Source organism: Bacterioplanes sanyensis, assembly GCF_002237535.1.
GTDB classification, from domain to species: domain Bacteria; phylum Pseudomonadota; class Gammaproteobacteria; order Pseudomonadales; family Oceanobacteraceae; genus Bacterioplanes; species Bacterioplanes sanyensis_A.
This window is the reverse complement of sequence record NZ_CP022530.1, coordinates 3,438,343-3,454,917: the sequence shown is the minus strand read 5'-3', so window position 1 is coordinate 3,454,917 and position 16,575 is coordinate 3,438,343. Positions and strand designations below refer to the sequence as shown.

Here is a 16,575-nt window from a genome sequence, read left to right as displayed (position 1 = left end):
GATGTTTTTAAAGAAATTTGTTTATGTCAATTGGGGCAATATTCCAGCATCCGAATTTGAATTTGGCCCGATTAATTTGTTGTCCGGTGGTAACGGTTCGGGCAAGACCACCGCCGCCGACGCCATTCAAACGGTGATGACGGCGGCGCACGATACGCTGTTTCACTATAACCCCGGCCAAGATGAAGCGACTCAGCGCGGCCGCGGTAAAAATGTACGCACGCTGGCCTCCTATGTGCTCGGTTGTGATGACGGCAGTTACGCACGGCCCAATGGCGCCGTAGGCTATTTGGCAGCGGTATTTCACCCAACACAAGGCGAGAGCGGTGAGCCATTTACGGCGGTTATTGGCGTCAGTGCCAGCATCGACCGCGCCGGATCACAGCCGGTGGCGCGACAAAACGATTTGCAGTTTTTCATTGTCGCCGGTGAGCAGCTAACGCTGGCGGACTTTACTGCGCAGCAAGACGACAACAAACAAGTGCTGGAGCTGGGGCGCTTTGCCAAACAGTTGCGCACGCGCGTTGCGGCAGAAAATATCGAAAAATACGACACCAAAAAGCAGTACTTACGCCGCTTGTACGCCGCACTGCGTGGCCGCCACGACGCCGTTACCGAGCGTGAAGCGATGAACGCCGCTCGTACGTTTTCGCGTTTTATGGCGTATAAACCGGTGAAAAGCATCAACGGTTTTGTGCAAAATGAAATTCTGGAGGCGAAAGACCTCGGTGATGCCATTCGCAGTGTGTCGGATTTGATGAAAACCATTCATGCGATGGAATCCGATGCCAACGTATTGGCGCAAACCATTGCACGTTTGAATGCCACCGGCGGCGCTGCTAATCGCTACATCGATCAGTGGATCGATTACAACGTGCTGGAGTACACGGCTGCACGTAGCCGTTTTTTGAACGACCAGGGTAATTACCTGGGTGCCAAAGAGCAGCAACAAAACATTCGCGAGCGTTTTGCTCGCGCGGAAAAAGAGCGTGAAGTCGCGCAAGACAGGCGCAAGCAACTGCGCGAACAGCTGATTTCCATGGAAGCGCAGCGCCGCGGCATTGATGCGCTGCAAGACAAAGATGCGGCGGAACAGGCGATCCAAGATGGTAAAAGACAACTGCAGCATCTGTCGGTGCCGCTGCTTGAGCAAGAGCAGTGGTTGCAAGCCAGCCTGCGCGCCACCGAGCTGGTGTTTGGTGCTTTGCAAAAAACCGCCATTGCGGTTGATATTCCAGGCTTAGGGCAAAAGAAACTGCTGCAGCAAGCGCGCGATGTGTTAGCCATCAAAGATCAGGGGGCGGTAGATCTGCGCAAACTGATGGGGCGTGATTGGATCGATTTATCGCCGCTGGAGGCGCACTTAGAGCAAGCGCGCGGCCAGCAAAGTGCGATTAACCAGTGGCGTGAGCGTTTCCACTCGGCCGAGCTGGAAAGCAGTGGCCAAAGCCTGCGCGATCAGGTTGCCAAACTGGTGGATAGGCGCGAGCAAAAGCAGCAGCAAATGGCCTCTCGCATGGCGCAAAAGCAAGCGGACATCGACAGCTTGGAAGCGCGCCAATTAAATTATCCAGGTTATGTGCGCCAAGCACTGGACGTGCTGAAGCGTGAATGCCCAGAGGCGCAGCCACGGGTGCTGGCGGATTATGTCGAAGTGCGTGATCCAGCATGGCAAAACGCCATCGAGGGTTATATTGGTGGCGCGCGTTTTAGCATTTTGGTGGAGTCCGACTACGAAGCCGAAGCCGCTAAAATATTACGCTCGATTCCCGGTGGCAGTCGCGCCCGGGTTATTCAGGGCGAAAAAGCTCGCCGCGATGCCGAGCGCCGCAGTTTGCCTGCCAACTCCATTATTCATTTGATGGACTTCGACCACGCCACCGCCAAGGCTTTTTTATCGGCCAGTTACGGCACCGTCGAGCAAGTACAAGATACCGACACCCTGCGCATGACACGGCGTGGCATTACCCGCGACGGTCTGGGCAGTGGGGCTTATTCCATTTATCGCTGCGACCTCGACGACAGCGAGTTAGTGTTTGGATTGGGCGCGCGAGAAAAAGCGTTGACCGCCAAGCGCCAGGAGCTGGAGGCCATTGCCGAGCAAGCCAATGAAGCACAGTTTCAATGGCGTCAGGCGGAGCAATTATTGGATGCCATTAACTTGCTGCGCCACGTGAGCTTTGCCGATCAAATGCAAGCCATGCTGGATGTGCAGTATCAAATGCAGCGTGCCGAGCAGTCGTTGAATCAGGTCGATGTGTCAGACTTCTCCCATTTGGAGCAAGAATTTCAGACGCTGAAAGACAAGGGCGATGAGCTGGATGCCCTGATAAAAGATCTGGACGGCGAGCTGGGGCGGTTACAGCAACAACTGAACGACAGTGAAAAGCTGTGCCGTAACCTCAGTGATATGCAAGAAAAAACCGCAGAATACGCCGATCAAAAAGAAGAGAATTTGCGTCAAATTGTGACTGTGTGGCCTGACTTCGATGTCGAAAAACGCCTGCAGCAAGCCGATGAAGAGGCGCAGAACAGCCCATTGGACGCCGTTGAAAATCAGCGTAAATCCATTGCCCAGGAGTTGAACTCGACGGCCTACGAGATTGAGCGTAATATCAACGAGCACAACCTGAATTGCCAAACCATGGATGCCATTGTCTATACGCCAGACTATCGTGATGAGCACGGCGTCGACTTCTTCCGTTGTGTTTGTGCGTTAGAGCGTGAAGTTGAGCGTGTTCATAATCGTCTGAAGAACAACATATTGGTCGAAAAACAAGACCAGTTAATCCAGTTGCGTGAAAGTTTCAACAATGCGTTTGTCACCAACCTGTGTCACTCCATTTATCAAGCCATCAACGATGGCAAACGTATTCTCGAAGATTTAAACAAAGAGTTGGCGCATCACGAATTTGGGGCTGACCGTGAGCGTTATTGGTTCGATTGGGACTGGGTGCCTGAGTACAAAGAGTACTGGCAGTTTTTTGAAGAAATTATCAAAAACCCAAGTTTGGGCGATGGCGCCACTTTGTTCGATGCAGACTTGTCAGCCGCCGCTAAGCGCGTGCGCGATCAGCTGATGTCTATGTTGCTGGACGAGGATGAGCAAAAAGCCATGCGCGAACTGGAGCGCGTGTCTGACTATCGCAACTATCGCGCTTATGAGATTTATAAGCAGCCGGCCAATAAAGAACCGATTGCGCTCAGTCAATACGGCACCGGCTCCGGTGGTCAGCTGGAAACGCCTGCGTACATCATTCGCTCGGCGGCCATTACTTCGGCTTTCCGCTTTAACGAAGGTGACACTCACTTGCGTATGGTGCTGGTGGACGAGGCCTTCTCCAAAATGGATGAAACACGCTCGAAAGAGGTCATTAACTATCTGACCGAAAGCTTGGGCTTGCAGTTGCTGTTTATTATGCCGACCAGTAAATCGGGTCCTTTTATGGATCTGATTTCCAATCAGTTTGTATTTAGTAAAGTACCGTTAGTGGCTGGGCAGCGCAAAGGTGAACTGCAAACGCGAGTATTGGTCGATCGACAACAGTGCAATCAGGAAAAAGTGAAGGAGCTGTGGGCCAATCACCGGCGCACCATTCGCCACCAAGCGGCGCTGGACTTTATGGAAGAGTTTGCCTGATGGCCTATGGCGACGGCGATAGCTCGTTTCAAACGGCGGGTGGCGAAGCCGGGTTGCGCTGCCTCGTCGATGCTTTTTACGATGCCATGGAAACCTTGCCGCAGGCGCGCACCATTCGTGATATGCACCCGCAAGATTTAACCGAGTCGCGCGATGAGCTGACGCTATTTCTATGCGGCTGGCTGGGAGGGCCAAAACTGTTTCGTGAAAAGTACGGTGCCATTCGCATTCCTGTTGCGCACCGTCATTTGGACATCGGCCCACAAGAGCGCGATGCTTGGTTGCTGTGTATGAAGGTTGCCGCCGATGAGCAACCTTGGCCGCAAGATTTTAAGGATTATTTACTGGAACAGTTGTATGTGCCTGCGGAGCGCAGTCGCAATCGCTCTGATTAGTCTGGCGGCTGTCGCTAGCGCGGAGATTTATCGCTGGACCGATGCTAATGGCAAGGTGCATTTTGGCGATAGGCCACCGCCCCAAGTTGAGAAAGAAACCGTGGAGGTTGAGCCGACTCCGGTCTGGCGCGGTTTTGATATTCGCCTGACGTATTCAGATGCGTTTTCTCAAACACTGCCTAGCGACGATTCTGTTGCGCTATTAGACGGTGAGCGCATCGAGCAAGACGTTAATCGAGTGTATCGGTTTTTTGATCAGATCTTATTTGTCGATTTTTATCGCAAGGTGCCGGTGAGTATTCACGTACTGGCCAATCAGCGCGAGTATCGCCAATATTTGGCCAGCCAGGTTAAAGGCAGTGTGCCGCCATCTTTGGGTGTGTATCTGCACGACCGTCATCAGATTGTGGTTTATCTTCATCCATCTCGTTATGGCGGTGTCGAGAGCACCTATCGCACGATTAAACACGAAACCAGTCACGCCATTTTGGCCTCGATTGCTCAGCGTATGCCCGCTTGGCTCAACGAAGGTCTGGCAGAGCAAATGGAAATGCTGGAATACGATGATCAACAACGGTTTGTGATTCACCAGCATGGTTCTAATCGCCAGCAAATACTGGCGCAGCGGCAGTTGATGCCAGTGCGTGAGTTTGTCGAAATCAACAATATGACTTGGCGGCGACAAAACCTTGATCAGGCTGTGCATCAGGCCATGGCGGGGCAGTTGGTGTATTTAAGTCTGAGTAAAAACTACGGTCGCAGTTTTATTACTCGCTTGGTGCAAGAGTACAAGCGTGGTTATCGCCAAACAGCGTATTACTTGCTGGATGAGCATTACATAGGCGGCGGCGCGGCATTGAATGTGCACTGGCAGGCTTGGCGCTCGCAGCGTATGACCGAACCCAGCCGCATCGTGTTTAACTAGGGCCTGTTAACACCATTTCGATCACGCTGTTGTGAGCTGAAAACCTATCCAGCAAGGCGCGATGAAGGATATTTAACGAGTTAAGTGCAGGGTGGGTGCCACGGATTGCGGGTTTGCAGCCATACCTTGAAGGGCTGGAGTCCGTTTTCTCTGAGTCGCGTTAGTCGTTGCTTATTTAACCCGAGATTTGATAGCGGCCAAATGCCACAAATGGATAGAATCCAGCAAAGTGACCGCGCTGGATTGAGAGCGTTAAGCCAGCAGGTAACAAGGTCATTGTTACCTGCTGGCTGAAAGGTTAATCACTGCTCGTTGGCGAACCTAACGTAGCCCTGCAATGGCCTCAGGTTCGCGCTTTTGCAACGCCCAACCCACACTGATCGCTACGATCGCCGGTACCAGCCATGCCATACCACTGCTTGCCAGTGGCAGCATTTGATAGCCTTGCTGAATGGCTGCAGGAACGAGATCTGCAACAGCCAGCCCATCGTAAATAGCAATCAAGGTAGTGATGCCCATGCCCCAGGCAAACACCTGTTGCGGATCACGCATCCAAGGGCGCATTAAAGACAAGGCGATCAGCGTCATGGTTAGTGGGTACAGCGCCACCAACACTGGAATCGACAGCTGAATAATTTGCGATAACCCTTGGTTGGCGACCAAAGCGCTGAAAACAGCCAATACAATGACGAAAACACGATAAGAAATACTTGGCATCAGCTGATTAAAATATTCGCCACAGCTGGTTAACAAACCGACGGCTGTGGTCAGGCATGCCAAGGTGATGACCATCGCCAAAATTAACTGGCCGGCAGGGCCAAAGATTTCGGTAATGTAGAGCGCAATCAACTGGCCACCATTGTCGTATTGAGCAGCCACGGCGTGGCTGGTGGCGCCAAGCCAGGACAGCGGTACGTACACCAGCGATAAGCAAACAGCGGCAATCACACCGGCAGCTAAGGTGTAGCGTGCAATGGATGCGCGGTCTTTAATGCCACGGTCGCGAATGGCTTGAATAATCACGATACCAAATACCACCGAGGCAAGCGCATCCATGGTTTGGTAACCCTGCATAAAGCCAAAGGCAAATGCGCCTTGGTCTGTGGCAATGCTGCTGTTGCCGGCACTGCCTTGCGGATAGAGCAAAATACCGCCAGCCATAATGGCCAATACGAAAATCAGCGCCGGTGTAATGTATTTACCGATGCGATCCATCAGTTTACCCGGCGACAGTGCCAAAAAGGCGCTGACGACAAAGAAGACCACGGTATATGCCATTAACGCGGTGGCCGATTCACTCGTGTTATTTAGCCAAGGAGCGGTACCCATTTCAAACGCCACGGTGGCCGTTCTGGGGATGGCGAACAGTGGGCCGATGGACAAATAAATGGCCAAGCCAAAGGCAACGGCGGCCCAGCGAGGCAGAGGGCGTGTCAGCTCACGCAGGCCACCACCACACATGGCAGCAGCCACCACGCCCAGCAACGGGAGCCCAACCCCGGTGGCCAAAAAACCCAGTGTGGCAGGCCAAAAGTCGCTGCCAGCCTGGCGGCCAACATCGGGTGGAATGATTAAGTTACCAGCGCCTAAGAACAGCGCGAAGGTCATAAAACCCAGCGCCATCACATCGCTGCGTCGAAATGCGGACATACGTCACCTAAAGGGGGCAAATAAGGGGGACGCGATTATAAAGGTGGCGGCTGTCGTAACACCAGTGCTGTAGTGGTTGTCAATAGTTGATTCGGTTTTTACGCAGTTCCTTTAAGCGACTTTGCGTCGACTGTTGCGCAGTTTCTCGTAGTATTTTGGCGGCTTGCTTGAGAAAACCGCTTGAGCAAAGCGTGTGAGTAAACGACTTGGGTAAGTCGTTTGGTATCCTCGTGGTTGTATTGCTTCCTAGCGACGGGCAGCTCTGAATAATTCGACGCCAGCTCTGGCGAGTCCAAAAAGGGGTGGGGCACCAGGCCTCCATAACGTCGTTGGTGATGTCGAAAACGGCTGGCCATTTTCTGCCAAATACGTCTCGGTTTTTTGGTTTTGCAAGGTGGCTGCTGTGAATATGGCAGCGTAAAGCGAGGCAGTGCTATCTCCTGTTTTCCTAGGCTGTGCCTGTAGCTGCAAACGGGTTACCACCGGGCAAAACCTCGGTGTACTGGGCTGTTTATATTTTTTCATCTGACTATAATCCAGCCCGAATTTTAGACCGTTGGTGTCTATTTTTTGATCAAGTTGACTTAAATTAACAAGGAATACCATGAATACAGTGAAGTTTTTCCGATCGGCAGTTCTGCTGGTTTCATCGCTGATGTTGGCGGCATTCGCGCAAGCGGAAACAGCATTAGACCGATACTTGGCAAAAGACGATGGCAAGTTTGACTGGGAATACGTTCGCACCGAAGACAAGGGCTATTACGTTGGCCACGAGGTACTGGTAACGTCTCAGCAGTGGCTGACGGAAAAAGAAACCACCCGTCCGCTCTGGCAACACGATGTGATGTTCTATTTCCCTAAGAAGTTAGCGGATAAACCGTATGGCAAGCTGGCTTGGCGTACCGATTCGGCCATTGTTTACGTCGCCGGTGGAACGCATTTACGCTACTCTAAGTTTGATGACCTTTTCGGCAAAGTAGCGGCAAAGTTTAATAAGATCGTCATTGAAGTTCGCCAGGTGCCCAATGAGCCGTGGTCTTATGTGGTCGATGGTGAAGGTGCAAAAGAAATGCAGGAAGACAATTTAGTCTCGCGTTCTTTTGAACTGTTCTTGGATACCGGCAATGAGGAATGGCCATTGTATTTGCCGATGGTGAAGTCCGTGGTGAAAGCCATGGATGCCAGTACCGAATTCTTGGATGAATACCATGGCCTGTATGTTGATCGCTTCTCCATGGTGGGTGGCTCTAAGCGTGGTTGGACAACCTGGCTGACCGCCGCTGTTGATCATCGTGTACAAGGCATTGTGCCTGCGGTTATCGACGTATTGGACATTGATGAGTCGCTGGAAAACCAGTACGAAGCCATCGGCGACTACTATCCAATTTTGCACACCTATACCAGCAAAAACTTGCCATGCCGTTTTAAAACTGAAGACGGTCAGAAGTTGCTCGAAATCGTCGATCCGATCGAGTATCAGGACAGAATGGCCGGTCTGCCAAAATTCATCTTGAATGGCACCTCGGACGAGTTCTTCCAAAATACCAACAGTTTGAACTACTGGGACCAAGTGTCTGGCCCTAAAAACATTCGCTTTGTTCCCAATGCCAGCCACAACCTTCCAGAAGATGCGATTATGGCGGGCTTTGCATTTGCCAGCAAAGTGTTGGATCGCGATGGCCGTCGTGCTGCGCCGCATATCTTTTGGGAAGCAGATCGCGAAAACAACGTACTGACTGTGTACTCCTCCAAAATCCCAATGAACGTTGAGTTTTGGACAGCTGACAACGAAACGCTGGATTATCGTTTAAACGTCACTGGCGATGAGGCTTGGAAGAGCAAGACTTTGCGTGCGAAAGAAATGAACATCGTATTCAAAGACCCGGATGATGATGGCCGCTCTAAGATGTACTACGCATTTTCGAAGCCACTCGATACGCCCGAGTCCGGCTATCGTGCCAGTCTGTTTAGCTTGGACTTTGGCATGCAGACCTTTACCACCAGCATTCATATGACACCCGAAGCGCAGCCATACAGCGGCCTTCACTGCCAGTAAAGGAAACGACAGTCTCGCAGTGAGTGCGGGACTGTTCATTGATTGGCGGCAATGCGCGTCAATGTTCAATTGCTCGCACTAATATATCTATCACGTCTATCTCGTCATGCCGCTCCTTTAATCTCATCTGTGCGAAAACGTGGGATGTCTACTGCTGGCGATATCATCCCGCATGCCTGAGTCAGTGAGTCTTTATTAGCCGCTCGTTCATGTTGTCTGGGGCCTGCAGGTTAAAGAGCGAGTAGATCGTAAGAAACGTGTCGGCAGGAAGACGAGCGTAATTTCAGAGCTTAGAAATACAATGTGTTTGAGTGAGCATCTTTGGCGCAGAAACTATCCAATAGCTGTTGCGGCTGGTTGCAAAAGCCAATAGGTTGGAGTGGTCTATGGATATGAAAATAATAGAAAGACTGAGTCGGGAATATGATTGTGATTTGACGTCTTTAGATCATCCATCAAAGAACCTGCATTTTTCTGGACGAAGCAAAAGACTCAACAAAGATATCTTTGTTAAGTTGTACGACAGTAAAAAAAGATGCTCTACAGAGTTGGCGATACTTGAGGTTTTGCAAAGCTCGACACTTCTGGGCTCATATGAGTATGGCGAGTGCAGGGCTGTGATACTCGAGTATTGTGATATGCAGGACGTGACTGAAATGTCGATGGCCACTGCATACGACTATGGAATATTGCTTGGCCGTTTTCACAAAGTAGCAACAAACGAAAGAACTCAGCAAATTAGGGAGTTGTCGGGCGAGTCATCGACGCTTTTTGCAAGGATTGATGAAACCATCGGCAGAATCAGCTCGCATCCGGCCTATGCCAAGGTGCTTCGAATCTACCATGAGTTGTCTCAGTTTAGCGCCGTATATCAGCAGGAATATGAGGCGCTGCCCAAAGTCGTGTTGCATGGTGATTTTGGCTTGCGCAATATAAAGCTGGTGGAAAATGCTCCGGTGTTAATCGACTTTGAACGATCTAAGTACGACATCGCATGGATGGATCTGGTGAAGTTTTTTAATCGCGAAGCGCTGGATGAAAATCTTCAGGCTAGGTTTCTTGAAGGCTATCAAACGCAGTATCCGATCGCGGTTCCAACCCCATTGCTGCAAAAGGTGTTGGAGTTTTATACGGCGATTGGAATCTACAGCTATACCATGCATATTCCAGATCAAGCGTTCAGGTTGATGGGGGATAGGATGATCCATCAGATTGATCAGTTTTGTGCGGACTTAAAAGTGTCTGCGCAAACATTGTGAATGCCGGGTGTTTATCCAAATTTGTTAGTGCGGTGGCCAATATCCCTCTGGCCACATCATGGTTGCTTGTAAAAGCGCGTTAAATCCCGGTTATTGTGCGTCTTCGTTGCTGCTTCTCAGGGCTTGGTAATGGCGCGGGTTGTAGCGGCTGACCAAGATAATAGCGACAAGGTAGATCCCTGCCAGTGCCAGCCATGCCAGTTCAAATTGCCCCAGCTGATCGCGCAATGCGCCCATGAGTAGTGGCATAAATGCCGCCAGGCTGTAGCCGTAACCTTGCACAACGGCCACCAGGGAACCTGCTTTTTGTGCGTTGGGGTGGTGATCCATGGTGACGATCATCACCATCGGAAATTGCCCACCGATGCCTAAGCCCAACAGGGTTAAAGGAAATACAATTGACGCCCATTGCGGAATCAGTGCCAGCCATACAAATCCTGTCACCGACAGCAGCATGACCAAGGTTAATACCCAGCGCCGATCGAGATTCTTGGACGCCAGCGACGGAAAGATAAACCCAGCGGCCACTTCAACGGCGGTTAAATAGCCCAGCAATAATCCCGCTTGGGTGGCGGAGAATCCCAAGTCTAATAAAAACGGCGGCAACCAGGCCAGGATGCACACATACCCTGCGGCGGCCATGCTGAAGGTCGCAATCAGCGAAACTTGGCGGCTGCGGGCCACGCCGTGATGCAAAGCCTTGCCGCTGCTCTGCTGTGGTAGCTGTGAAGACCATTGCTGCCAGCAGACCAACGCCACCAGTGCCAGCAGGCTCCACACGGCCAACGCCATGCGCCAGTCCAACTCGCCACTGGTTAACCAAGGCGATACGCTGGCGGCCAAAGCAGCGCCGCCCATAATGGCGCTGACGTAAAAACCCATCACGCGAGCACTGTCGTCGCCCGCCAGCGTTTTAATCACCACCGGCAGCGTGGCTTGCAGCACCGCAATACCCGTTCCTGCAAGCAATGAGGTCAGCAGTAGTATCGGCTGAGCCAGGCTCTCTGTGTCCCATACTCGCAAGCCGTTGGCAATTACCAGCAGGCCGAGCGACCCTTGCACCAATTGCTTGAGCGAATACTGTTGGCGCAGCTTTAAAGTCACAAAGCACCCCAGTCCCATGGCAAGGACGGGCAACAGAGTTAACCACGCCATGGCAGTGAAGCTCATGCCGGTATCCTGTTGAATGGCGCTGGTGAGTGGGCCAATTGCAGCCAGCGCCGGGCGCAAATTCAGACCGATCAGCATGGTGATGACAATTAGACCGCTCACCTTGGCGCTGCTGTTAAGCGCTTCGATGTTGGATGCGTGTTGCATAGTGAAACTTCTCAATAAGGGTGACGAGCGCTACCATAGGATCTCAACTTAACTTGAGGTCAACACCATGCCTGCTCCCGTTGCTGCCCATAAAACCGCGCTGAGTGTGGGGGAGGTGGCCAAGCGTTGCGACATCCCGGTATCGACGCTGCATTTTTACGAGTCACGTGGCCTGATCAAAAGCTGGCGCAATAACAGCAATCACCGTCGCTACAGTCGCCATGTATTACGCCGGATTGCAGTGATTAAGGTGGCACAGCGCACCGGCATTGCGCTGACCGATATCAAGCAAGCGTTGTCGGTGTTACCAGAAGACGGTGCGCCGAGCGCGGCACAGTGGCAAGCCATGTCACAGCAATGGCAAACCTTGCTGGATAAAAAAATTGCCGACCTTACGTTGTTGCAACAACAGCTCGACAGCTGCATTGGCTGTGGTTGTTTGTCGTTACAAGATTGCCCATTGCGAAACCCAGGCGATTATCTGGCTGCGGCATCGTCTGCGGACGCGGCTGAATAAACACCTTCAAGGGCGCCAGTCGTATGAGTATTCCTGCTGAAACATCCAACTCGCTGCGTTCAAGGTCCGCATGTGAGTGATAACAAGCGGGCGGCTTGGATAGCAGGTGAAGGCTAGGAGAAGGGTAGGGCGAGAAAGATGAGGCGAGAAGGATAGGGCGAGAGGGATGAGGCGAGAAAGATTCAAGATGGCGCAAGAAAAGTCACTAGAGAAAAGCAGCCGCGAGAATACCGGCAGAGTCGTGTGATTGATCAATTCCGCGTTAGCGACTAAGCACTGATGGCAACCGCGGTGGCGGTAAATCTTAGTTATCGATAAAACTATTATTGTTCAGTGGTTGGCACAGATTGTTTCGCCGCAGTCTAAGGTAGTCAGTTGTCACGTATTGCAGGTAATGTAGCGCCTTTTGTCGGTGGCCAGCGCTCCCTGGTGCCGTTTTTGATGCTATTCCGACGTTATTCGCTGCGCGCTGCCACTTGCTCGGCAAAATGTTCGGCGTCGGTGAATTCTGCGTCTGCCGCCATGGCGGCTGTGCTTCTGCTGGTCACACATCGGCAGACCATCAATCGAATCAACCAATAAATAGAGGCAAAGGTATGCAATTTCCGTTGTTACGCACATTTTCTCTGGCAGTTGCCCTTGCCAGCGGCGCTGTCGTCGCCGCCGAGCGCCCGCCGATGCCGGTGGAAGCACAGGTGGTCAATGCCACCACCGTGACTCGCGCGATCGAAATGGTGGGCTCTTTAAGCGCTGACGAAAGCGTCACCATCAGTGCCGAGGTGGCCGGTCGTATCAGCAAAATTAATTTTCAAGAAGGGCAGAGCGTCAAAGCTGGCGATTTACTCTTTACTCTCGACAGTTCCATCGAGCGAGCTCAGCTGGCGCAAGCACAAGCCAGCAAGCGTTTAAATGAGTTGGAATATCGCCGTGCCAGCGAGCTGCTGAAAAAAAATGTCGGCAGTGCCACGGACCGCGATGCGGCGCTAGCAAAATTGAAAATTGACGAAGCTGAGGTCGAGCTGGCGCGCGAGCGCGTGGCAAAAATGACCTTAACAGCACCGTTTGATGGCACGTTGGGGCTGCGCCAGGTGAGTGTTGGTAAATACGTGTCCCCAGGCGAAGCGCTGGTTCCGCTGGTGGCCACCAACCCAATCAAGCTCGAGTTCCGCGTGCCGGAAGTGTACGTGCGCGATTTATCCGAAGGCTTGAGTGTGAACGCGCGCGTGGACGCCTTGCCGGGGGAAACCTTTAGCGGTGAAATTTACGCCATTTCTCCTGAAGTGGACGTCAACGGCCGCAGCTTTAAAGTATTGGCGAGCATCGCCAACGACGACGGTCGCTTAAAGCCCGGTTTGTTCGCCCGCGTGGAGCTGACCTTGGCCAATATCGACAGCGCCTTAATGGTGAAAGAAGAAGCACTGGTACCGCAAGGTCGGGCGCAGCTGATCTACAAACTGGTGGATGGCAAAGTACAGATCAATCCAGTCACGGTGGGCCTGCGCAAACAAGGTGAAGTGCAGATTCTGGACGGCGTTGCCGCCGGTGATGTGGTGGTAACGGCGGGTCAGATGAAACTTCAGCCCGGCGCAGCGGCGGCTGCCATTAACTTACCGCAGCCGCAATAAGGAGCCGATTTATGGTGTTATCGGATATTTCCATTCGTCGCCCGGTGTTGGCGACGGTGATGAGCCTGCTGGTATTTCTGGTGGGCTTGATTTCGTACGAGCGCTTAACGGTGCGCGAGTACCCGAACATTGATGTGCCTACGGTATCGGTGGAAACCACCTACGACGGCGCGAACGCCAGTATTGTTGAGTCGCAGGTGACCAACGTATTGGAAGATTCGTTATCGGGGATCGAGGGCATCGACTTTATGACGTCATCGTCCAGCTCTGGCAAAAGCCAGATCACCATCAATTTTAATCTTGATCGTGACGCCGATACGGCGGCGTCGGATGTGCGTGACCGCGTTGGTCGTGTGCGCGGTTTATTGCCGGATGATATCGACGAGCCTGTTGTCGCCAAGGTTGAAGCCAACGCGCAGCCCATTATTTATTTGGCATTTTCTAGCCCCAATCATACGCCGTTGGAAATGACCGACTTTGCCGACCGTTTGGTAAAAGACCGGTTGCAAACCGTCACCGGCGTGGCTCAAGTGCGCATTTTTGGTGAGCGTCGTTACGCCATGCGCATTTGGTTGGATAAACAGCGTATGGCCGCTTACGGCGTGACCGTGGTCGACATTGCCAATGCGTTGCGCAGTCAAAACCTAGAAGTGCCATCCGGTAGCATTCGTTCACAAACGCGCGAATTTACCGTGCTGGCACAAACCGATTTGACCAAACCTGAGCAATTCGAGCAGGTGATTTTGCGCGATGACGACGGCTATTTAGTGCGCTTATCCGACGTTGCCCGAGTGCGCATTGGCTCGGAGCAAGATCGCGGCAGTGTGCGCTTTAATAGCAAAACCGCGGTTGCACTGGGGGTGATTAAACAGTCGGTGGCCAACCCGCTGGATGTTTCCGCTGGCATTCGGGAAATGATTCCAGACATCGAAAGCATGCTGCCAGAGGGCATGAAAATTCAGGTGGCGTACGACTCGTCCATCTTTATCGATCGCTCGATTAAGGCCGTGTACAACACCATTATCGAAGCGGCGGTGCTGGTGATTCTGGTGATTTTCCTGTTCTTACGCTCGGCGCGTGCCACCTTAATTCCGCTGGTGACGATTCCGGTATCGCTCATCGGTGCCTTTATCTTTATGTATGCCCTAGGCTACTCCATCAATACCCTGACCTTGCTGGCGATCGTGATGGCCATTGGTTTGGTGGTAGACGACGCCATTGTGATGCTGGAAAACATCTACCGCCATGTCGAAGAAGGCATGCACCCGGTGCAGGCGGCGTTTAAGGGCTCCAAGGAAATTGGTTTTGCCATTGTCGCCATGACCATCACCTTGGTGGCGGTGTTTGCGCCGATTGCCTTTACCGAAGGCCGCACCGGTAAATTATTTGCGGAATTTGCCCTGACCTTGGCCAGTGCGGTGTTGGTGTCGGGCTTCGTGGCGCTCACGCTGTCGCCCATGATGTGTTCGCGCATTTTGAAACACGAAAACCACGGCAAATTCTATTTGTTCGGTGAGCGTGTGTTGGACAGCATGAGCGATGCGTATCGCCGCTCGCTGCAAGCGTCACTAAAAGTACGTCCATTGATTGTGGCCATCGGCATTGCCTGCTTGGTGGGCATGTACATGAGCTTTGTCAGCTTGAAGTCTGAGCTGTCACCCACCGAAGACCGCGGCACCATCGTCGGTTTCGGTATCGGCCCCGAAGGCTCAACCACCGAATTTCTGGATCGCTACAGCCGCCAGTTGGAAGGCGTATTGTCTGGTGTGCCAGAAGTGGAGCGCTACTTTGTGATCACCGGTTTGTTCCCGACGGAAAGCAACATCATTGCCTTTGCCGGTTTGCAGGACTGGGACGAGCGTGAGCGCCCGGCGCAGGCCATTGCCGGTGCCTTGGGCGGCCCGATGTTTGCGGGCATTCCTGGCATTATGTCGTTCCCGGTATTGCCTGCGTCATTGGGGCAAAGTCCGATTGCACGGCCGGTGGAGTTGGTGATCCAATCCAGCGGTGATTACGAGGCGCTGCAGCAACTGGTCGGCGCGGTGATGGGCCAGGTGTATGCCAGTGGCAAATTGGCCAACCCAGACGTTGATTTGAAGTTGAATAAGCCTGAGTTGGTGGTCACGGTCAATCGCGACAAAGCCGCTGCGGTGGGGGTGCAGGTGTCTGACATCACCAGTACCTTGTCGACGTTACTCGGTGGTACCACGGTCAATCGTTTCCGCCAAGGCAATGAGCAATACGATGTGATTGTGAAAGTCGAAGACAGCGCACGCACTACGCCAGAAGCCTTGAGTGAGATCTATGTGCGCAACAGCTCAGGTGCCATGATTCAACTGTCGAACTTGGTGACGGTGACAGAGTCGGTGGCGCCTAAAGAGCTCAACCACTTTAACAAGTTGCGCTCGGCCACCATTCAAGCCAGCCTGACACCGGCCATTACCCAAGGCGAAGCCTTGACCTGGTTGCGTGAGCTGGTGGAAAAGACCGCCGCCGATATGGACATTCAGGGGATTCAGTTTGATTACGGCGGCCAGGCCCGCGAGTACATCGAGTCTGGCAATACGCTGATGGTCACCTTTATCTTGGCGCTGATCTTTATCTATCTGGTGCTGGCGGCGCAGTTTGAAAGTTTCCGCTCGCCGATGGTGATCATGCTGACTGTGCCGCTGGCCATTCTGGGTGCGCTGCTGACCATGCACATGACCGGCGGCACGCTGAATGTTTACAGCCAAATCGGCTTGATTACGCTGATCGGTCTGATCACCAAGCACGGCATCTTGATGACCGAGTTTGCAAACCAATTGCGCGAGCAGGGCAAAGGCCAGTTTGAGGCCATCATCGAAGGTTCGGTGCTGCGTCTGCGCCCCATTTTGATGACAGCCGGCTCGATGGTGCTGGGTACCTTACCCTTGGCGCTGGCAACCGGTGCCGGCGCTGAAGGGCGACAGGAAATCGGCTGGGTGATCGTTGGTGGCTTGAGTTTTGGTACCGTGCTGACACTGTACGTGGTGCCGACTATGTACACCTACATAGTGCGCAGTGTGCCGACTATGGTGAAGCCGGACTACTAATCTACTGACTGGCCATGGCGGCATTGCTGCCATGGCCTTTTCTTACTCGCCATACCCACTATTAGCACTCATTCCTAGCCTTCCTCTCTAGCACTGTCCATATCTAGCACTGCCCAT

At 52.7% G+C, this 16,575-nt stretch carries 10 protein-coding genes; 8 read left to right on the top strand and 2 right to left on the bottom strand.

The genetic code is table 11. From position 1 onward, the window contains the following. Position 1: 1 nt before the first annotated feature. Genes CHH28_RS15840 through CHH28_RS15830 form a run of 3 tightly spaced genes read left to right on the top strand, consistent with a single transcriptional unit; the run spans position 2 to position 4,960 of the window. On the top strand, positions 2 to 3,640 hold the full coding sequence (locus CHH28_RS15840) for an ATP-binding protein (protein WP_094061229.1): 3,639 nt from the start codon (positions 2 to 4) through the stop codon (positions 3,638 to 3,640). Then, complete coding sequence (locus CHH28_RS15835) at positions 3,640 to 4,035, top strand: group II truncated hemoglobin (protein WP_094061228.1); 396 nt, start codon at positions 3,640 to 3,642, stop codon at positions 4,033 to 4,035. Before CHH28_RS15840 ends, CHH28_RS15835 begins: the two co-directional genes overlap by 1 nt. Then, positions 3,998 to 4,960, top strand: coding sequence for a DUF4124 domain-containing protein (locus CHH28_RS15830; RefSeq protein WP_157729949.1), 963 nt, complete (start codon positions 3,998 to 4,000; stop codon positions 4,958 to 4,960). The genes CHH28_RS15835 and CHH28_RS15830 overlap by 38 nt, the downstream gene beginning before the upstream one ends. Positions 4,961 to 5,281: 321 nt before the next feature. Here CHH28_RS15830 and brnQ read toward each other — a convergent pair whose 3' ends face one another. Further along, positions 5,282 to 6,610, bottom strand: a complete 1,329-nt coding sequence (brnQ, locus tag CHH28_RS15825; protein ID WP_094061226.1) for a branched-chain amino acid transport system II carrier protein — start codon at positions 6,608 to 6,610, stop codon at positions 5,282 to 5,284. 604 nt (positions 6,611 to 7,214) lie between these two features. On the opposite strand from brnQ, the gene CHH28_RS15815 reads away from it, so the two are divergent. Together CHH28_RS15815 and CHH28_RS15810 are read left to right on the top strand one after the other, a co-directional pair. Beyond that, on the top strand, positions 7,215 to 8,666 hold the full coding sequence (locus CHH28_RS15815; RefSeq protein ID WP_094061224.1) for a PhoPQ-activated protein PqaA family protein: 1,452 nt from the start codon (positions 7,215 to 7,217) through the stop codon (positions 8,664 to 8,666). 386 nt (positions 8,667 to 9,052) lie between these two features. After that, positions 9,053 to 9,925 carry a phosphotransferase gene (locus CHH28_RS15810; RefSeq protein ID WP_094061223.1) on the top strand — a complete coding sequence of 291 codons (873 nt, stop codon included), beginning with the start codon at positions 9,053 to 9,055 and terminating at the stop codon, positions 9,923 to 9,925. Positions 9,926 to 10,015: 90 nt separating this feature from the next. Here CHH28_RS15810 and CHH28_RS15805 read toward each other — a convergent pair whose 3' ends face one another. Then, positions 10,016 to 11,242: a CynX/NimT family MFS transporter gene (locus CHH28_RS15805; protein ID WP_094061222.1), complete on the bottom strand. Its 1,227-nt coding sequence runs from the start codon at positions 11,240 to 11,242 to the stop codon at positions 10,016 to 10,018. A 67-nt stretch (positions 11,243 to 11,309) separates the two neighbouring features. On the opposite strand from CHH28_RS15805, the gene soxR reads away from it, so the two are divergent. The 3 genes from soxR to CHH28_RS15790 all read left to right on the top strand — a co-directional run bounded on the left by soxR (position 11,310) and on the right by CHH28_RS15790 (position 16,458). Next, positions 11,310 to 11,759, top strand: a complete 450-nt coding sequence (soxR, locus tag CHH28_RS15800; protein WP_094061221.1) for a redox-sensitive transcriptional activator SoxR — start codon at positions 11,310 to 11,312, stop codon at positions 11,757 to 11,759. A gap of 596 nt (positions 11,760 to 12,355) precedes the next feature. Beyond that, a complete protein-coding gene (locus CHH28_RS15795) occupies positions 12,356 to 13,384 on the top strand; it encodes an efflux RND transporter periplasmic adaptor subunit (protein ID WP_157729948.1) in 1,029 nt (342 codons plus the stop codon). A gap of 11 nt (positions 13,385 to 13,395) precedes the next feature. Continuing rightward, the gene (locus CHH28_RS15790) at positions 13,396 to 16,458 is read left to right on the top strand and encodes an efflux RND transporter permease subunit (protein WP_094061219.1); all 3,063 of its coding nucleotides are present in this window, start codon (positions 13,396 to 13,398) and stop codon (positions 16,456 to 16,458) included. Positions 16,459 to 16,575 lie beyond the last annotated feature (117 nt).